The organism is Bradyrhizobium sp. USDA 241 (assembly GCF_049739505.1).
Lineage (GTDB): Bacteria > Pseudomonadota > Alphaproteobacteria > Rhizobiales > Xanthobacteraceae > Bradyrhizobium > Bradyrhizobium liaoningense.
The window spans coordinates 760,241-778,377 of record NZ_JBMGPZ010000002.1; the positions used below are offsets into that span (position 1 = coordinate 760,241).

20 protein-coding genes and 1 riboswitch are annotated in these 18,137 nt (G+C 65.1%); of the genes, 14 read left to right on the top strand and 6 right to left on the bottom strand.

What is annotated here, in order from left to right; all coding sequences use genetic code 11:
- Positions 1 to 80 precede the first annotated feature (80 nt).
- The 4 genes from ABIF91_RS04470 to ABIF91_RS04485 all read left to right on the top strand — a co-directional run bounded on the left by ABIF91_RS04470 (position 81) and on the right by ABIF91_RS04485 (position 4,751).
- Complete coding sequence (locus tag ABIF91_RS04470) at positions 81 to 1,235, top strand: ABC transporter ATP-binding protein (protein WP_028178072.1); 1,155 nt, start codon at positions 81 to 83, stop codon at positions 1,233 to 1,235.
- Positions 1,236 to 1,299: 64 nt separating this feature from the next.
- Positions 1,300 to 2,358 (top strand): ABC transporter substrate-binding protein, encoded by a 1,059-nt coding sequence (locus ABIF91_RS04475; RefSeq protein ID WP_028178071.1) that lies wholly within the window; start codon positions 1,300 to 1,302, stop codon positions 2,356 to 2,358.
- 315 nt (positions 2,359 to 2,673) lie between these two features.
- Positions 2,674 to 3,936, top strand: coding sequence for an ABC transporter permease (locus tag ABIF91_RS04480; RefSeq protein WP_028178070.1), 1,263 nt, complete (start codon positions 2,674 to 2,676; stop codon positions 3,934 to 3,936).
- Positions 3,933 to 4,751 (top strand): ABC transporter permease, encoded by an 819-nt coding sequence (locus ABIF91_RS04485; protein ID WP_028178069.1) that lies wholly within the window; start codon positions 3,933 to 3,935, stop codon positions 4,749 to 4,751. The genes ABIF91_RS04480 and ABIF91_RS04485 overlap by 4 nt, the downstream gene beginning before the upstream one ends.
- Before the next feature lie 108 nt (positions 4,752 to 4,859).
- Here the strand turns inward: ABIF91_RS04485 and ABIF91_RS04490 are convergent, their stop codons facing one another.
- Positions 4,860 to 5,381: a PRC-barrel domain-containing protein gene (locus tag ABIF91_RS04490; RefSeq protein WP_028178068.1), complete on the bottom strand. Its 522-nt coding sequence runs from the start codon at positions 5,379 to 5,381 to the stop codon at positions 4,860 to 4,862.
- Positions 5,382 to 5,609: 228 nt separating this feature from the next.
- Positions 5,610 to 6,161: a hypothetical protein gene (locus tag ABIF91_RS04495; RefSeq protein WP_284281881.1), complete on the bottom strand. Its 552-nt coding sequence runs from the start codon at positions 6,159 to 6,161 to the stop codon at positions 5,610 to 5,612.
- A gap of 179 nt (positions 6,162 to 6,340) precedes the next feature.
- Here ABIF91_RS04495 and ABIF91_RS04500 point away from each other — a divergent pair, with 179 nt between their 5' ends.
- Positions 6,341 to 7,081, top strand: a complete 741-nt coding sequence (locus tag ABIF91_RS04500; protein WP_028178066.1) for a response regulator — start codon at positions 6,341 to 6,343, stop codon at positions 7,079 to 7,081.
- Positions 7,082 to 7,092: 11 nt separating this feature from the next.
- Complete coding sequence (locus tag ABIF91_RS04505; RefSeq protein ID WP_035677421.1) at positions 7,093 to 8,415, top strand: ATP-binding protein; 1,323 nt, start codon at positions 7,093 to 7,095, stop codon at positions 8,413 to 8,415.
- A 111-nt stretch (positions 8,416 to 8,526) separates the two neighbouring features.
- Here the strand turns inward: ABIF91_RS04505 and ABIF91_RS04510 are convergent, their stop codons facing one another.
- Positions 8,527 to 8,742, bottom strand: a complete 216-nt coding sequence (locus ABIF91_RS04510) for a hypothetical protein (RefSeq protein ID WP_028178064.1) — start codon at positions 8,740 to 8,742, stop codon at positions 8,527 to 8,529.
- Between the two features lie 304 nt (positions 8,743 to 9,046).
- Between ABIF91_RS04510 and ABIF91_RS04515 the strand changes: the two genes are divergently transcribed.
- From ABIF91_RS04515 to thiC, 6 genes are all read left to right on the top strand, one after another.
- A complete protein-coding gene (locus tag ABIF91_RS04515; RefSeq protein WP_028178063.1) occupies positions 9,047 to 9,589 on the top strand; it encodes a lytic transglycosylase domain-containing protein in 543 nt (180 codons plus the stop codon).
- Positions 9,590 to 9,774: 185 nt separating this feature from the next.
- A riboswitch (TPP riboswitch) is annotated at positions 9,775 to 9,904 on the top strand.
- The gene (locus tag ABIF91_RS04520; RefSeq protein WP_028178062.1) at positions 9,892 to 10,917 is read left to right on the top strand and encodes an FAD-dependent oxidoreductase; all 1,026 of its coding nucleotides are present in this window, start codon (positions 9,892 to 9,894) and stop codon (positions 10,915 to 10,917) included. (Overlaps the previous riboswitch by 13 nt.)
- On the top strand, positions 10,908 to 11,105 hold the full coding sequence (gene thiS / locus ABIF91_RS04525; RefSeq protein ID WP_028178061.1) for a sulfur carrier protein ThiS: 198 nt from the start codon (positions 10,908 to 10,910) through the stop codon (positions 11,103 to 11,105). Before ABIF91_RS04520 ends, thiS begins: the two co-directional genes overlap by 10 nt.
- Positions 11,106 to 11,297: 192 nt before the next feature.
- Positions 11,298 to 12,080: a thiazole synthase gene (locus ABIF91_RS04530; protein ID WP_028178060.1), complete on the top strand. Its 783-nt coding sequence runs from the start codon at positions 11,298 to 11,300 to the stop codon at positions 12,078 to 12,080.
- Positions 12,067 to 12,675 (top strand): thiamine phosphate synthase, encoded by a 609-nt coding sequence (locus tag ABIF91_RS04535; RefSeq protein ID WP_028178059.1) that lies wholly within the window; start codon positions 12,067 to 12,069, stop codon positions 12,673 to 12,675. The genes ABIF91_RS04530 and ABIF91_RS04535 overlap by 14 nt, the downstream gene beginning before the upstream one ends.
- Before the next feature lie 150 nt (positions 12,676 to 12,825).
- Entirely contained in the window at positions 12,826 to 14,724 is a 1,899-nt protein-coding gene (thiC, locus tag ABIF91_RS04540) for a phosphomethylpyrimidine synthase ThiC (RefSeq protein WP_424578774.1), read from the top strand.
- 94 nt (positions 14,725 to 14,818) lie between these two features.
- Here thiC and ABIF91_RS04545 read toward each other — a convergent pair whose 3' ends face one another.
- Positions 14,819 to 15,304, bottom strand: coding sequence for a DUF4262 domain-containing protein (locus ABIF91_RS04545; protein ID WP_028178057.1), 486 nt, complete (start codon positions 15,302 to 15,304; stop codon positions 14,819 to 14,821).
- A 144-nt stretch (positions 15,305 to 15,448) separates the two neighbouring features.
- Here ABIF91_RS04545 and ABIF91_RS04550 point away from each other — a divergent pair, with 144 nt between their 5' ends.
- Positions 15,449 to 15,961 (top strand): mismatch-specific DNA-glycosylase, encoded by a 513-nt coding sequence (locus ABIF91_RS04550; RefSeq protein WP_028178056.1) that lies wholly within the window; start codon positions 15,449 to 15,451, stop codon positions 15,959 to 15,961.
- A gap of 259 nt (positions 15,962 to 16,220) precedes the next feature.
- Entirely contained in the window at positions 16,221 to 16,871 is a 651-nt protein-coding gene (locus ABIF91_RS04555) for a glutathione S-transferase family protein (protein WP_035677416.1), read from the top strand.
- A 159-nt stretch (positions 16,872 to 17,030) separates the two neighbouring features.
- Here the strand turns inward: ABIF91_RS04555 and ABIF91_RS04560 are convergent.
- Both ABIF91_RS04560 and ABIF91_RS04565 read right to left on the bottom strand, forming a co-directional pair.
- Positions 17,031 to 17,791, bottom strand: a protein-coding gene (locus ABIF91_RS04560; RefSeq protein WP_110115998.1) for an IS5 family transposase whose coding sequence is annotated in 2 segments (ribosomal slippage) — positions 17,031 to 17,452 and positions 17,452 to 17,791 — 762 coding nt in all. Because the reading frame shifts where the segments join, the coding sequence is not laid out codon by codon here.
- Between the two features lie 70 nt (positions 17,792 to 17,861).
- Positions 17,862 to 18,086 carry a DUF6429 family protein gene (locus ABIF91_RS04565; RefSeq protein ID WP_028182199.1) on the bottom strand — a complete coding sequence of 75 codons (225 nt, stop codon included), beginning with the start codon at positions 18,084 to 18,086 and terminating at the stop codon, positions 17,862 to 17,864.
- Positions 18,087 to 18,137: the final 51 nt, after the last annotated feature.

Genomic DNA, 18,137 nt, shown 5'->3' on the forward strand with positions numbered 1-18,137 from the left:
CTCGCCCGAGAATGCTAAGCTGTTCCTCGCAACCTCGGACGAGGTCGTGGCAGCACCGTAGCTGATAGCGAGAGGACGACATGGAAGCCGGCATGGTCACACCTGCGCCGGCACTGGTACGCTTTTCCGGCATTCAGAAGACCTATGATGGCGAGCATCTCGTGGTGAAGAACCTCGATCTCGACATCAGGAAGGGCGAGTTCATCACCCTGCTCGGCCCGTCGGGCTCGGGCAAGACGACGACGCTGATGATGCTGGCCGGCTTCGAGGTGCCGACCCATGGCGAGATCTATCTCGCGGACCGCCCGATCAAGAACGTGCCGCCGCACAAGCGCGACATCGGCATGGTGTTCCAGAACTACGCCCTGTTTCCGCACCTGACGATCGCGGAGAACATCGCCTTCCCGCTGTCCGTTCGCAAGACGAACAAGGCGGAAGTGCAGGAGCGCGTGAGGGCGGCGTTGCGCATGATCAAGATGGAAAGCCTGGCGCACCGGCGGCCGGGTCAGCTCTCCGGCGGCCAGCAGCAGCGCGTGGCGCTGGCCCGCGCGCTGGTCTTCAATCCGCAACTCGTGCTGATGGACGAGCCCCTTGGCGCCCTCGACAAGCGCCTGCGGGAGCAGATGCAGCTGGAGATCAAGCAACTGCACGAGACCACGGGCATCACGATCGTCTACGTCACCCACGATCAGAGTGAAGCGCTCACGATGTCGGACCGCATCGCCGTGTTCAACGACGGCATCGTGCAACAGATCGACAGGCCCGATGCGCTGTATGAGCATCCGGTGAACAGTTTCGTCGCTCACTTCATCGGCGAGAACAACGTGCTCCCCGGCACCGTCGAAGCGGTCGACAAGGGCTATTGCCGCGTCGCGCTGACTGCTGGCGGCACCGTGACCGCGCGGGCGATCAATGTCGCAGGCGCGGGCGCATCGACTTCCCTGTCGGTGCGGCCGGAACGCGTCGCCATCGTCCTGGATGGCACCTCCGGCGAAGGACCGAACCGGCTGCCGGCAAGGGTGCAGAACACCATCTATCTCGGCGACCACGCGCTGGCCGTGCTCGACGTCGCCGGCAACGGCGAGTTCATGGTCAAGCTCCAGCCGGGCGCGCATGACAGCCTGAGACATGACAGCCCAAGTCCTGGCAGCCTAAGACCTGGCAGCCTGAGACCTGGCGAAGACGTCTTCATCACGTTCCGCCCGGAGGACTGCCTGGCCCTCGATCCCGCCTGATCCACGTGAACGGATCTGCAGCGATCAACCTCAATGCAACTCACATGAAGAAGGAACAAAGACCATGCTGAAGCGCAAGATTGGCAAGATGGCTCTGGGCCTGGCCGCGGCACTGAGCGCCAGCGCTGCGCTGGCGACGGTTGCGCAAGCACGCGACCTCACCGTCGTGTCGTGGGGCGGCGCGTATCAGGATGCGCAGAAGAAGGTCTATTTCGAGCCGTTCAAGAAGGCTTCCGGGATTCCCATGAACGACGAGTCCTGGGACGGCGGCGTCGGCGTGTTGCGCGCCAAGGTGCAGGGGGGTGCCGCGACCTGGGACGTCGTCCAGGTCGAGAGCGACGAGCTGGCGGTCGACTGCGAGGAAGGCCTGTTCGAGAAGCTGGATTATTCCAAGATCGGCGGCGAGGCCGCCTATATCCCGCCATCGGTCAACCCCTGCGGCGTCGGCGCCATCCTCTACGATTTCGTCCTCGGCTACGACAAGGACAAGCTGAAGCAGGCCCCCGGCGGCTGGGCCGACTTCTTCGATACCAAGAAGATTCCGGGCAAGCGCGCCTTGCGTCAGGGCCCGAAGACCACGCTCGAAATCGCCCTCATGGCCGACGGCGTCGCGCCGAAGGACGTCTACAAGGTGCTGGCGACCGACGAAGGCATCGATCGCGCCTTCAAGAAGCTGGACACCATCAAGGGCGACATCGTGTGGTGGAAGGCCGGCGCCCAGCCGCCGCAATTGCTCGCCTCCGGCGAGGTCGCGATGACCTCGGTCTACAACGGCCGCATCGACACCGCGAACAAGAACGAGAAGAAGAATTTCGGCATGGTGTGGGACGGAGCGCTGTTCACCCTCGACAGCTGGGTCATCCTGAAGGGGAGCCCGAACAAGGACGCGGCCTACAAGTTCCTGGACTTCGTCGGCAAGGCGGAGAACCAGTCAAAACTGTCGGAGAACATTGCCTATGGCACGTCGAACAAGGATGCAGCCGGACGGCTCCCAGCCGCCGTCCTGAAGGATCTGCCGACTGCGCCTGACAACATCAAGAACGCGGTCGAGATCAACGTTGCCTTCTGGCTCGAGAACATCGACCGCCTGACCGAGCGCTTCAACAAATGGGCGGCGAAGTAGCGCGACCTAACTGGCGTGAGGGCACGCAGAGGGAAAAGCGTGGTGGATAGCTCGCCCGCGGCGCATCCTTCGAGACGCCCGCCTACGGCGGGCCCTCAGGATGAGGTCTGAGTCTGTGGCAGCGACTCTACAGGCACCGATGTCGAGGAGCCTCATCCTGAGGAGACCGCCACCGGGTCCGCGCGAAGCGCGGCCCGATGACAGGCTCAGCGGTCGTCTCGAAGGACGAGGCGCGTGCTCAGTCCGCTGCAAAGGGCGATATGCGGTTGGCCTGCCTGAAAGGCCGAGGAAATGCCGGCGAAAGAGGCTCGATCAATGACGGATGCGCTTCTGACCGGCGCCGATGCGTCGACCGGGGTGCCGCTCAGGCGCCGATTGAAGCGCGCCGAGCGGACACACCAGGTCAAGGCGTTGGCGCTGGTAGCACCGCTTCTCGTCTTCCTGCTCTTCACCTTCGCAGGCCCGATCGCCGGCATGCTGTGGCGTGCGGTCGACGACCGCGAGGTCCGTCAGGTTCTGCCGCAAACGATCGCCGCTCTCGCCGACTGGGACGGCAAGGACCTGCCGGACGAAAACGCCTACGCTGCGCTGGCAAGCGACATCCTGGCGGCGCGCGCCTCCGGCACCATCGCCATCGCAGCCAAGCGGCTGAACTACGCGCTGAACGGCTTCCGCACGATCCTGACCGGCACGGCCCGCAATCTGAAGGCGGAGCCGGAGCGGGGGACGGCCAAGGAGACGCTGGGCAGGATCAACCCCGCCTGGCGCGAACGCACCACCTGGACGACGATCAAGGGCGCCGGCGGTCCACTGACCAGCTTCCACCTGCTGGCGGCGCTCGACCTGACGCGGAGCGTGGACGGCGCAATCGTCGCGGCCCCGCCGGACCAGGCCATCTATCGCAGCCTGTTTGCCCGCACCTTCATCATCAGCCTCAGCGTCACGGTACTCTGCCTGGTCCTCGGTTTCCCGGTCGCTTACCTCCTGGCGACGCTACCGCCGGCCCGGTCGAATCTGCTGATGATCTTCGTCCTGCTGCCGTTCTGGACGTCCCTTCTGGTCCGCACCTGCGCCTGGATCGTCCTGTTGCAGAGCAAGGGAGTCGTGAACGACAGCCTGCTGTGGCTCGGCATCGTCGACGAGCCGCTGCGCCTGATCTACAACCGCTTCGGCGTCTGCGTGGCTATGACCCACGTTCTGTTGCCGTTCATGATCCTGCCGCTGTACAGCAGCATGAAGGCGATCTCGCCTGCCTACATGCGTGCCGCGGCCTCGCTCGGTGCGCCGCCGGCCACGGCCTTCCTGCGCATCTACCTGCCTCAGACCCTGCCCGGTATCGGCGCGGGAAGCCTGCTCGTCTTCATCCTGGCGCTCGGCTACTACATCACGCCGGCGCTCGTCGGCGGTGCCGCCGACCAGATGATCAGCTACTTCATTGCGCTCTACACGACCGAGACGGCCAATTGGGGCCTTGCTTCGGCTCTGGGTGCGGTGCTGCTGCTGGCCACCGTTCTGCTCGCCCTCCTTTACGGCAAGCTGGTACAGGGACAGCAGGTCACGGGAGGCATGAAGAATTGAGCGATAGCCCCTCCCTCCGCACGCCCAGCCAGCGCATCGCGTGGACCGCGACGATCATCGTCTCCACGCTGGTGTTCGTCTTCCTGATCGCGCCGATCCTGGCGATCATGCCGCTGTCCTTCAGCTCGGGCTCGTACCTCACCTATCCGCTGCCGGGCCTCTCCTTGCGCTGGTACGACGATTTCATCAGTTCGCCGCGCTGGATGAACTCGCTGAAGAACAGCGTCGCCTCGACGGCGCTGTCCATGGTCCTTGGCACGACGGCCGCGCTGGGGCTGTCGCAGTGGAAGAGCCGGTTCAAGCCGCTCGTGCTGGCTTTCGTGCTGTCGCCGGTGGTCGTGCCGGGGGTCATCACCGCGGTCGGCCTCTACTTCTTCTTCGCGCCGATCGGGCTGACCGGCAGCTATCTCGGCCTGATCCTGGCCCATACCGCGCTGGCGACGCCCTTCGTGGTGATCACGGTCGGTGCGACGCTGCAGAGCTTCGACACCAATCTGGCACGCGCCGCCGCCTCGCTCGGCGCCTCGCCGCTTCAGGCGTTCCGCCGCGTGATCCTGCCGCTGATCCTGCCGGGCCTGGCGTCGGGTGCGCTGTTCGCATTCGCGACCAGCTTCGACGAGGTCGTGATCGTGCTGTTCATGGCAGGCCCCGAGCAGCGCACCCTGCCGCGCGAGATGTTCAGCGGCATCCGCGAGAACATCAGCCCGACCATCACGGCGGCGGCGGTGATTCTGACGACGGTCTCGGTCATCCTCCTCGCCACCCTGGAAGGCCTGCGCCGGCGCAACGAACGGCTCAGGGGCAGCGGCGCCTGACCGGCGGCGTCGCGATTTCGTCGCGAGTTCCCCGCGATGGCGAAAGGACACGACAGCGCGCCCAGTGAGAACCGGGCGCGCTTCGATCAGGCAGTTACGCGAGCCGCATCAATCCGCGTACTTGAACTCGGGCATGTTCTTCAGCTCGTCCTTGCTGGCGTTGAACACGGCGTGGTCCGGATACCATTTCGACGTGGACGACGTCGTGGTCGCAGCGGGCCTGTCGGTGCCGGTCGCAGCGCCAGTGGTGGTGGTGGTGGTCGCGCCCGGCTTGGCGCTCGTGCCGGTATAGGCGACGGCCTCGTTGACGAACTTCAGCTTCTCATAGGGCACGGCGACCAGATGCTCGCCCACGCCGAGGAAGCCGCCGACGCCGATCACGGCGATCTTGATGGCGCCGCTCTTGTCCATCAGGAGATCATTGATCGTGCCGATGTTCTCGTTGGCTTCGTTGTAGACCTTCAGGCCGTCCATCTTGGACGTACGCCACTGGCCCGTCGCGGTCGTGGATATCGTGGTGGCGGCCGCGGTCGGCGCCTTGTCGGAGGTGGCGGTCGGCGATTGCGCGAACGCGACGGTTGCAAGAAGTGCGGTGCCGGCAAGGCCGGCGGCGATCGATTTCGTCAGCATGTTTGTCCTCTCCTTCACAGAAAACTCGTGCGGGAAGAACAGCGCTGATCACTTGCAGTTCCTTGCGCGCCGCAATTTCGTCGCGCAATGCGCGAGCGGAGGAAGCACGACTTTTGTTCCTGCGTCACTCAGGAACATTTTGCGATGCACGGTTCCCCGCCGACAATCATGCGCCCTGGGCGACGCATGACCGCGGCGAGGACCGCGCCGACCCTTACTTCGCTCAGGTCAGCTCTTGAAGTCGATCAGGAGCGCGGAGAAATCCGAGCTGCTCGATGAGCTGCCGTTGGCGCCGTAGGACGATGCCGACGATTGCGACTGTTGCAGCGCCTGCAGGAACTGCTGGAGGATCTCGGCCGTGGTCTGGTCCGTCGAACTGCTGCTCGTCGAGTCCGTCGTCGTCGAATCCGAAGAGTCGTCGTCCGGCGGCGGACCGGGCGGCGGGCCGCCTGCGCCACCCGGGCCGCCCGCGAAGGCGGATTGAAACACGCTTTTCAGCTCCTCGGCCTGGTCGGAGGTCAGCGTCCCGTTCGACACTTCGTTCGAGATGAGGTCGTCGATCTTCGACTGCATCTCATCCCTGGAGGGAGGCGCGCCGCTCGACTGGTCGCTCGATCGGCTCTGCTGGAGCGCCGTGTCGATATCGGTCAGCGCCGTCGAGAGTGCGGACTGGTCCGACGACGAGATCGCGCCGGCGGAGACCTGCGATTGCAATTCCTGCTGAAGCCGCTGGAGCGGCGATTGATAGCTGCCGGCGGAGGCCGCCGAGATCGAGGTCATGATGGCTCCGTGGTTGTTGCGGGGTTTCGTCGCGGACCACGCCACGGTATGGTTAACGGCCTTAACGCAGTCTTGCCGCTCCCCACCCATCTATTGCCGTTCGTTGCAGGCAGCCGAACGGAAACAAATTGAAACAAAAATATCCGCCATTTGGCCCGAATCTTGGTCAAACAAATCGCATGGCCATCCCCAATCCCAACATCCTGGTCGTCGAGGACGACCGCGAAACCCGGGCGTTGATTGCGAAATATCTGCGCAGCAACGCCTGCAACGTCACCGCCGTGAGCGATGGCCGCGAGATGTCGCGCGCGATGGCCGATCATCGCGTCGACCTCATCATTCTCGACGTCATGCTGCCCGGCGAAGACGGCCTCAGCCTGTGCCGCAAGGTGCGCGCCGAATCGCAGACGCCGATCATCATGCTGACCGCGCGCGGCGAGGACGTCGATCGCATCGTCGGCCTCGAGATGGGCGCGGACGACTATCTGCCGAAGCCGTTCAACCCGCGCGAGCTGCTCGCCCGCATCAACGCGGTGCTGCGCCGCCAGGCCGTGGCGCAGGCGGCGAGCGCGGTCGACGGCGCGAGCACGCTCGCCTTCGAAGGCTGGCGCATCGATCTGCGCCTGCGCGAATTGCGCAATCCCGACGGCGCGCGCGTTGCGGTGACCAGCGCCGAGTTCGATCTGCTCAGGACGTTCTGCGAGCGGCCGGGCCGCGTGCTGTCGCGCGACAGCCTGCTCGATCTCACGCAGGGGCGCAACGCCGGCTCGTTCGAGCGCTCCATCGACGTGCTGGTCAGCCGCATCCGCCGCAAGATCGAGCCCAATCCGGCCGACCCCACCCTCATCAAGACGGTGCGCTCCGGCGGCTACCTGTTCACGCCGAGGACGGAAGCGGTCGCAGCGCCTCTGAGCGGCTGAGCGCGCCGAAGATGAAGCCGCCCGGGTTCTTCCACCTCAACGGCATCGGCGGGCAGATCGCCGCGCTGGTGCTGGCGTCGACTGTCGCGCTCCATCTCGTCGTCACCACCGCTTTCCTGATCGGCCGGCCCGACCGCCAGGAGATGCCGCCGGACGGCGCCCATCAACTGACCGATGCTGCACTGCTGCTCGGCGCGGCCGAGCCCGGCGAGCGGCCGCGCCTCGTCACCGATCTGGCGCGCGCCTTTCCCAGGCTCGGCATCGAAATGCTGGCGCCCGGCACCGCGACTGTCGAGACGAGCGACAATCCGCATCTGCGCGGGATGCGCCGCCACCTCCCCCCGGGCTTCAAGGCAGTGCAGCTCACCCCGGACGGGAACGCGCGCCGCGTCGGCATCGAATTGCCCGACGGCACGGTGATCGCAGCTCGTGCCGATGGCGGCCCGGGGCCGATGTTCTGGGGCGCGCCCTGGCTTACGGCGCTGATGACCGCCTTCATCTGTGTCACCGTGCTTGGCCTGTGGGCGGCGCGTACGCTGACGAGGCCGCTGTCGTCCTTCGCCAAGGCCGCCGAGAATTTCAGTCTCGACCGCACCGCCGAGCCGCTGCCCGAGCGCGGCCCGGAAGAGATCCGCCAGGTCGCGCGCGCGCTCAACCGCATGCAGGAGCGGATCGCGCGGCTGATGGCGGATCGCACGCGGATGCTGGCGGCGATCAGCCACGATCTGCGCACGCCGATCACGCGGCTGCGCCTGCGTGCCGAGTTCATCGAGGACGAGGGCACCCGCAGGCGCATGCTGATCGATCTCGACCAGATGCGCTCGATGCTGGAATCGGTGCTGTCGCTGCTGCGCAACGATCGCAAGATCGAGGCCTTGACGCTGGTCGACATCGCCAGCACGCTCCAGCTCATCGCCGACCAGTTCGGCGACATGGGTCATGTCGTGCGATACGACGGGCCGGCGTCCGCGACCGCCGCCGCGCGACCCGACGATCTGCATCGCGGCGTCACCAACCTCGTCGAGAACGCGGTGCGCTTCGGCGCCGAGGTGACGGTCCGCCTCGTGGTCTCGGGCACGACACTCGTCATCGACGTCGAGGACGACGGCCCCGGCATTTCGGATGCGCGCAAGCAGGAGATGCTGGAGCCGTTCGTGCGCGGCGACGACGCGCGCACCATGGACGAGTCCACCGGCTTCGGGCTCGGCCTCTCGATCGCGCGCGCGATCGCGATCACCCATGGCGGCGAGCTGTCGCTGCACGACCGCGAGCCACATGGCCTGATCGTGCGGATGCGATTGCCGATCTGGCAGGAGCCGCGGCTCGCGGCTTAGGGCATGATCTGGATCCGGAGGGCCGCGTTAGCGCAAAGTGTGCAGCGGTTTTCCCTCGCGACAAACGCGGAACGCGTTTGCGTGGAGATCATGCCCTCTTGAGACGACACCTCACGCCGCGAGCGGCGGGTGCTCGACAGCCTCATGCGGGAAGATGGCCACCGCCTCGAACCGATAATTGCAGGCGCGGCAGGTCCAGAGGTAGGAGACGCGTCCCTCGCCCGGCTCGATCCAGTCGGGCTGCGCGATCGGCGTGCCGCACTGGGCACAAGGGTTGTGTCTGGGGATGTCACCGGTGTGTGCACTGACCAGGCTGGCTTTTGTCATGGCACCTCTCCCGATTTGCAGCGCTTGCGGGCTCGCTTTCGCGAGCCGGCACGAATAGACAGGCGTGCTGTCGCGCGGGGGTCATCCGCCCCGGAAGCCCGATTACGCCAGCTTTCCCGATTACGCCAGCTTTGAGTCGTAACGGCGGCACGGCACCGCAAAAACGTTAACGGCGTCGTTTGGTCACATCATCGCCGCGTTCGGGTTGCCTAACAGCATGATCCGGAAAAGTGCACCGCGGTTTTCCGAGCAGATCATGCTCAAACAATAGAGCAGCCGGGCGCAGGCAAGTCGGGGATAAATGATGAAAATTTTACGCGTTGCCGCGCTGCTCGCGGCCGGATTGATTTTGCCGCAAGCTGCATTCGCCGGCGAAGCCGAATATGCCGAGATGGTCGCGGCCCATGCCCGCGCCAACGGCGTGCCGGAGGCGCTGGTGCACCGCGTGATCATGCGCGAGAGCCGCTACCAGCCGCACCTCGTCGGCCGTGGCGGCACCATCGGGCTGATGCAGATCAAGCTCGCGACCGCCCGCGGGGTCGGCTACACCGGCGATGCCGCCGGCCTGCGCGATCCCAACACCAATCTCACTTATGCGGTCAAATATCTCGCCGGCGCCTATCGGGCCGCCAATGGCGATCATGCCCGAGCCGTGCGTTATTTCGCGGGCGGCTATTACTACGCTGCAAAGCGCCAGCGCCAGGAGCAGCAACAGACGATCGTGCAGCAGGCCAGCAACGAGAGCTGGCTGGAGCCGAACGGCAATCCGCAGCCGATGTTCGGAACCGAGCCGCGCCGCAAGCTCGCACAAGGCTTCCGCAACGCGCGGGCGCAGGCCTCGAAGTAGGCTCTCGTGTCCCGGGCGCGCCGCAGCGTGCAACGCTGCTGCGCAGAGCCGGGACCCTGCATCCCGGCATCAGCATGGGCCCCGGCTCAGCAGCGCGCCACTTCGTAATGCGCTGCGTCCGGGGCACGAACGGTGAGGTTCCGGGCCAACACGCGTTGACACTGCCCGTCACTGGCATACATTAGACCCGTTCCGAGGGGTGCTCCGAGGGAGGAGCTGAGATACCGCTAAATGGGCAATACCGCCCAGGACCGCGGTGACCCTTTGAACCTGATCCGGGTCATGCCGGCGAAGGGACAGGGATGTTGCAGACCACCAAGCGACCGGATTCCCCGGGATCCATCATCGGCGCAGGCATTGCGGGAGCCTGGCAGGCCTTGCTGTTCGCACAGGCCGGTCACGCCGTCACCTTGCACGAGCGCGGTGACGAGGCGATGACGGACGCCACCAGCCATTGGGCCGGGGGCATGCTCGCGCCCTATTGCGAGGCCGAGGTCGCAGAGCCCATCATCAGCCGCCTGGGGCTGCGCTCGCTCGACATCTGGCGGCGCGAGCTGCCCGATACGCCTTTCAACGGCTCGCTCGTCGTCGCCCATCCGCGCGAGCGCAACGATTTCGAGCGCTTTGCGCGCATGACCGAGGGCCATCAGCGGCTCGACGCCGCAGGGCTCGCCGCGCTGGAGCCTTCGCTGGAGGGCCGCTTCCGCGACGCGCTGTTCTTCCCGGCCGAGGGCCATGTCGAGCCGCGCCGCGTGCTGCCGAAGCTACACGAGCGCATCCGCGCCGCCGGCGGCACCATCAGGTTTTGCAGCGGCGCCACCGCGAAAGATCTCGCAAACCTGAACCCTAAAGGCATCGTGATCGACTGCCGCGGCATCAGTGCCCGCGACGAGCAGCCGGAGCTTCGCGGCGTCAAGGGCGAGATGATCCTGATCGAGACCAGTGAGGTGCAGCTGGCACGTCCGGTGCGGCTGATCCATCCGCGCTGGCCGCTCTACGTGATCCCGCGCGAGGATGGCCTGTTCATGCTGGGCGCGACCTCGATCGAAGCGGAAGACACCGGCGTCAGCGTGCGCTCGGCGCTGGAGCTTTTGGGTGCGGCCTATACCGTGCATCCGGCCTTCGGCGAGGCCCGCATCCTCGAATTCGGCTCGGGCCTGCGGCCCGCTTATCCCGACAACCTGCCGCGCATCGGCATTCGCGACGGCAAGATCAGCGTCAACGGGCTCTACCGCCACGGCTTCCTGATCGCGCCAGCGCTCGCCGAGCTGACGCTGGCCTATGTCCAGCGCGGCCAGATCGACAACGAGGTGATGCAGTGCTTGTGATCGTCAACGGCGAGCAGCGCGAGGTGACTTCCGCCAGCGTCGATGCGCTGCTCACCGAGCTCGACTACGAGGGCACCCATTTCGCCATCGCGCTCAACTACGACGTCGTGCCGAAAAGCCGCTGGGCCGAGACCGCACTGAAGGCCGGCGACGAGATCGAGATCATCACGCCGCGGCAGGGAGGGTGATGGGATGACTCTTCGTTCGTTGCCCCGACGCCGGTCGCACACTCCGCTGTCATCGCCCGGCTTGACCGGGCGATCCAGTACGCCGCGGCTTCACGTTTCCAGCCGCGCTGCCGCGGAGTACTGGATCCCCGCTTTCGCGGGGATGACAGCGACATCGGGGCTGACACCGTCCTTCAAGGAGACACCTGAGCCATGGTGACCTTCTACGGCAAGACCTTCGCCTCGCGCCTCCTGATCGGCAGCGCGCTCTACCCCTCGCCCGCGATCATGCAGGACGCGATCCGCGCGTCCGGCGCCAACATCGTCACGGTGTCGCTGCGGCGCGAATCCGCCGGCGGCAAGACCGGCGACGCGTTCTGGAAGCTGATCCGCGAGCTCGACGTGTCGGTGCTGCCGAACACCGCGGGATGCCGCACCGTGCGCGAGGCGGTGACGACCGCCAAGCTCGCGCGCGAATTGTTCGGCACGAACTGGATCAAGCTCGAGGTCATCGCCGACAACGACACGCTGCAGCCCGACGTCGTCGGCCTGGTCGAAGCCGCAAGCATCCTGATCAAGGACGGTTTCGAGGTGTTCCCCTATTGCACCGAGGATCTCTCGGTCGCCAACCGGCTGGTCGATGCCGGCTGCAGGGTCGTGATGCCGTGGGCCGCGCCGATCGGCAGCGCGAAGGGCATCACCAACCGCGATGCGCTGAAGCTGCTGCGCGAGCGCCTGCCCGACATCACGCTGGTGGTCGACGCCGGCCTGGGCGCGCCCAGCCACGCGGCGCAGGCGCTGGAGCTCGGCTATGACGCCGTGCTGCTCAACACCGCCATCGCCAAAGCCGCCGATCCCGTCGCGATGGCCAACGCCTTCCGCCTCGGCTGCGATGCCGGCCGCACCGCTTATGAAGCCGGGCTGATGAACGCCCGCGACTTCGCCTCTCCTTCAACCCCTGTCGTTGGGACCCCGTTCTGGCATGCCGTATCCTGATCGTTTCTATCCCGTCGTCGACAGCCTTCAATGGGTCGAGCGCCTGACGAAACTCGGCGTCGGCACCATCCAGCTGCGTGCCAAGGAGCTCGACGACTCCCAGGCGCTGCAGATCGTCAGCGACGCGCTGGCGATCACCAGGGGCACGCAGGCCAAGCTGGTCGTGAACGACTATTGGCGCGCGGCGGTCGTCGCCGGCGCGGAATATCTGCATCTCGGCCAGGAGGATCTCACTGAGGCCGACCTCAAGGCGATCCGCGAGGCCGGCCTCAAGCTCGGCATCTCCACTCACGACGATACCGAGCTTGCCACCGCGCTCGAAGCCCAGCCCGACTACGTCGCGCTCGGCCCGATCTTCTTCACCACGCTGAAGTCGATGCGCTTCGAACCGCAGGGCATTCCCAAAATCACGGAATGGAAGAAGCGCATCGGCAACATCCCGCTGGTCGCCATCGGCGGCATCAAGTTCGAGCACGCCGCGGAGATCTTTGCGGCCGGCGCGGATTCGATTGCCGTTGTCTCGGACGTCACCCAGAACCCCGATCCCGATGCCCGCGTGCAGCAATGGCTCGGCCTGTCGAAGGAGGCAGAGTGATGCGCCTCGCTCTCACCTCACCCACGCTGTCATCGCCCGGCTTGACCGGGCGATCCAGTACGCCGCGCCTTCTCGGCCCCGCGAAGGCGGGGATCCAGTATTCCAGAGGCGGTTCGGCTAGGGCAACGAACTGAGTTAAGGAGGATCCCCATGAACATCCGCTCCAACCCCGACAAGACCGTGCCCGCCGTCACCACCGGCCCCCTTCCCTCCTCGCGCAAGATCTTCGCGACGCCGGACGCCGCGCCCGACCTGCGCGTGCCCCTGCGCGAGATCATCCTCTCCGAGGGCGCGGGCGAGCCCAACCTGCCGGTCTACGACACCTCGGGCCCCTACACCGACCCGTCCGTCACCATCGACGTCAACGCCGGCCTGCCCCGCAACCGCAAGCAATGGGTGCTGGAGCGCGGCGGCGTCGAGGAATATGAGGGCCAGCAGATCAAGCCGGAGGACAATGGCAGCGTCTCCGCCGACAAGGCCGCGCGCGCCTTCTCGGCCTATCACAAGCCGCTGCGCGGCCTCGACGGCCACAAGATCACCCAGCTCGAATTCGCTCGCGCCGGCATCATCACCAAGGAGATGATCTACGTCGCCGCGCGCGAGAACCTTGGCCGCAAGCAGCAGCTAGAACGTGCGGAAGCAGCTCTCGCCGACGGCGAGAGCTTCGGCGCCTCCGTGCCCGCCTTCATCACTCCGGAGTTCGTCCGCGACGAGATCGCGCGCGGCCGCGCCATCATCCCCTCCAACATCAACCACAGCGAGCTCGAGCCGATGATCATCGGCCGCAACTTCCTGACCAAGATCAACGCCAATATCGGCAACTCGGCGGTGACCTCCTCGGTCGAGGAAGAGGTCGAGAAGATGGTGTGGGCGATCCGCTGGGGCGCCGACACCGTGATGGACCTCTCCACCGGCCGCAACATCCACACCACGCGCGAATGGATCCTGCGCAACTCCCCGGTGCCGATCGGCACCGTGCCGATCTACCAGGCGCTGGAGAAGTGCAACGGCGATCCGGTGCAGCTGACCTGGGAGCTCTACAAGGACACCCTGATCGAGCAGTGCGAGCAGGGCGTCGACTATTTCACCATCCACGCCGGCGTGCGCCTGCAATACATCCACCTCACCGCCAGCCGCGTCACCGGCATCGTCTCCAGAGGCGGCTCGATCATGGCGAAGTGGTGCCTGGCGCATCATAAGGAGAGCTTCCTCTACACGCATTTCGACGAGATCTGCGACCTCATGCGCAAGTATGACGTCTCGTTCTCGCTCGGCGACGGCCTGCGTCCCGGCTCGATCGCGGATGCCAACGACCGCGCACAGTTCGCGGAGCTGGAGACGCTCGGTGAGCTGACCAAGATCGCGTGGGACAAGGGCTGCCAGGTCATGATCGAAGGCCCCGGCCACGTGCCGATGCACAAGATCAAGATCAACATGGACAAGCAGCTGAAGGAGTGCGGCGAGGCGCCGTTCTACACGCTGGGACCGCTGACCACCGACATCGCGCCGGGCTATGACCACATCACGTCAGGCATCGGCGCTGCCATGATCGGCTGGTTCGGCTGCGCCATGCTCTGCTACGTCACGCCAAAGGAGCATCTCGGCCTGCCCGACCGCAACGACGTCAAGACTGGCGTCATCACCTACAAGATCGCCGCCCACGCCGCCGACCTCGCCAAGGGCCACCCCGCCGCGCAACTGCGCGACGACGCCCTCTCCCGCGCGCGGTTCGAATTCCGCTGGACCGACCAGTTCAACCTCGGCCTCGATCCTGATACCGCGAAGAGCTTCCACGACGAGACCCTGCCGAAGGAAGCCCACAAGGTCGCGCATTTCTGCTCGATGTGCGGCCCGAAATTCTGCTCGATGAAGATCACGCAGGACGTGCGGGACTATGCGGCGACGCTGAACGATCCGAACAGCGTGGGGATGTCGATGAGCGGCACCGCCGAGGACGGCATGGCCAGGATGAGCGCGAAGTTCAAGGAGATGGGCTCAAGCGTTTATCTGGACGCGGAGAAGGTGAAGGAGAGCAATCGGGTGTTGTGAGGCCCTCCGTTCGTCGTGCCAGGGCTTGACCCGGGCATCCATCTAAAAGCCAAAGGCCGGGCGGACAGCCCGGCTTTTTTTGCGAGACGTCGCTTCAAAGAACCTTGTTCTTCAACAATGGCTGCTGCCCTTTGACAGCGGACGAGCACTCCGCTTCCCAGGGGAAACGCCGATCGACGTCCTGCCAGATGACCTGGAGACAGGGGAATGCGAGCCGGGATTTCCAGTAAAACCAGATCGCCGTGCCGAGGTACTCGGGATAGGCCGCGAAAGGCACCTGCCAGAAGCCGAGCTTGTAGTCGTTCTCCAGCATGTCGTCAGAAATGTCGCCGTCGGTGAATTTCTGACCAGACGACACGCGATCGCGAATGAGATTGATGATGGCCGACGCATTTTCGGAACTCTGGCCGAACATGATGAGCTCGGGGTGGCCATAGTTCAGATACAGGCCAATTGAAAATGCAAATGGTGGATTGGCGTCGGGGATGCCAACGATGTGACAACCAAAATCGCGGACGTTGCGAAGAATGACCTTATCTGCTTCGTGCTCTGGCTCGGGCCAATCGAATTGATCTTGCATCCTTTACCCCGATGAGGCTGGCGGGCATGCCTCACGCATCTTGCTGAATCTACAGCAATAGCGTGAAGGATAGGTAGAACACTTGCAGAGCAAACGAGACGCACGACAGCTTTTACTGCCAGTTCCACGCCACGGACCCGCAACTTGTTTGATAGCACCCCTCACCGCCTCCCCGACCAGCTCCGCCCCAACCTTCGCCTCGTCTTCGTCGGCACCGCCGCCTCGACGCGCTCGGCCGAGCTCGGGCACTACTATGCCCATCCCGGCAACCGCTTCTGGCGAGCGATCCATGAGGCCGGGATCACGCCGCGGCGCTATCAGCCGGGCGAGTTCGCAGAGCTGATCGCGCTCGGGATCGGCTTCACCGATCTCTCCAAGACGGGCGCCGGGATGGATCACCAGATCGCGGCGGAGGCGATCGACGTGCCGGGGTTCAGGGCGAAGATGGACAAGTACCGGCCGCGGACGATTGCGTTCACAAGCAAGAAGGCGGCGAGCCTGTTTTACGGCAGGCCGTCGAGCGCGATTGCGCTGGGGCGACAGGAGCGCGATGCAAGCCTGCCGGAGACGTTCGTGCTGCCCTCGCCGTCAGGTGCGGCGTCCGGGCATTGGACGCTGGAGCCGTGGCGCGAGCTTGCGGCGTGGATCGCCGCGTAGGTTCGCGAACAATAGCGCGTCACATTCCGCTGTCGTCCCCGCGAACGCGGGGACCCATAACCCCAGGGAGTAGTTTGGCGGAGACTCGGCGTTTCGGTACTGCCACCAACCGCAACAGATAGATCTCGCGGTATGGGTCCCGGCGTTCGCCGGGACGACACCGTTGGTTTGGCGGCACGCGTATAAAAAAGGAACGTTGTCGGAATCCGCGCAGCCCATTCGTCCTCTGGACCAGGCGCGACCACATGGAGCCCCCCAGATGCCTCCCACCATCACCGCCTTCGAATCCTCGCCCGACCGCGGCAAGGGCCACGCGCGCGACATGCGGGTGCGCTGGGCGCTGGAGGAGGTCGGCCAGCCCTACGACGTTCGCCTCGTCTCGTTCTCCGCAATGAAACAGCCCGCGCATCTTGCGCTGCATCCGTTCGGGCAGATCCCGACCTATGAGGATGGCGATCTCGCGCTGTTCGAGTCCGGCGCGATCGTGCTTCACATCGCCGAGCACCATGGCGGGCTGCTGCCGCCCGAGGCGAACGCCAGGAGCCGCGCCATCGCGTGGATGTTCGCTGCGTTGAGCACGGTGGAGCCGCCGATCGTCGAGCTCGGCATGGCGATGCTGTTCGAACGCGACAGGAGCTGGTACGCCGAGCGCCTGCCCAGCTTGCAGGAGCGCGTGCGCATCGGGCTCGGCGAATTGTCCCGCCGCCTCGGCAAAGCCGATTGGCTCGACGGCGCCTTCAGCGCCGGCGATCTCATGATGGTGACGGTACTGCGGCGCTTGAACACGTCAGGCCTGCTCGACGAATACCCTGACATCGCCGCCTATGTCGCCCGCGGCGAGGCGCGGCCGGCGTTCAGGCGCGCGTTCGATGCGCAGCTGGCGGTGCTCAAGGCCGGATCGTGTTCGTAGGGTGGGTTAGCCGCGCGGCGGCGCGAAGCGCAATCCGCGCGGCGTAACCCACCGCTTCTATCGTCGCGGGCGGGGAGTGGTGGGTTACGCCTTGCGTCGTTGCGTGATGCACGACCGCATTCGTGAGCGGCTAACCCACCCTACAGCTAGGGTCCAGACTCAATTGAGCCAATATGCGACGAGAGCGGCGAGATGAACAGCGGCCAAAAAATTACGGGCGAGCTTGTCATATCGCGTGGCGATGCGCCGGAAGTCCTTGAGCCTGCAAAAGCAGCGTTCGATGACATTTCGTCCTTTGTAGGCGCGTTTGTTGAAGCGATGGATGACGACACGGTTAGATTTATTGGGGATTACGGGCTTGGCGCCACGACGAATGATTTCGCCGCGAAGCTTGTCGCCATCATACCCTTTGTCGGCGAGGAGCACGCTCATGGGTGGCGCGAGCGCCAGGACATCGGGAGCCGCAGCGATATCGGCATCCTGGCCTGGAGTCAGATGCAGGACGACCGGCCGGCAGAGCGGATCGCTCAGCGCATGGATTTTTGTCGTGCGGCCTCCGCGCGAGCGGCCGATTGCTTGATTGTGCTCCCCCCTTTTCCGCCGGAGGCACACCGGTGAGCTTTAATCGAGGTCGAGTCGAGCGACAGTACGACGCCGTCTTCGCCAGGCTTGGCCAGCGCTTCGAAGATTGCGCACCATCGTCCTCGCTTGGCCCAGCGATTGAAGCGATTGTAGATCGTCGTGTAAGGGCCGTATTCACGTGGACAATCACGCCATCGTGCACCCGATTGCAGCATGTGAATGATGCCGCTGACGATGCGTCGGTCGTCGTCCCGATCCGGCCCCGTCAGTCCCCTCGGCAGATGCGGTTCGATACGCGCCCATTGCCTGTCGTTCAGCCAAAACAAACCAGCGCGCATTCTCTCGCCCCCGAATCAACACGTAGGCAAGAGAATCACGTGGCGCTATTTAGGTACAGACCCTAGGGCATCATTCCTCGAACAATTCCTTGAACAGCATCTTCGCGCGCGCGAGTCCCGCTTCCGTGAACACGACCGACTTCACCTTGTCGACGGGATTGTCAATCATTCCCTTGTCGTGGAGGCGACCGAGCACGTCCCAATCAAAACCCTTCCAGGCCCGATAGCCGTCGTGCAGGGTCAGATAGAGCAAGGCCAGCGCCGCGTCGTCGATCTTGTCCTTGTTGATGGCCATCTTGACCTCCCGGAGAGCGGATTGAGGTTATTCTATTGCGCAACCAGGCAG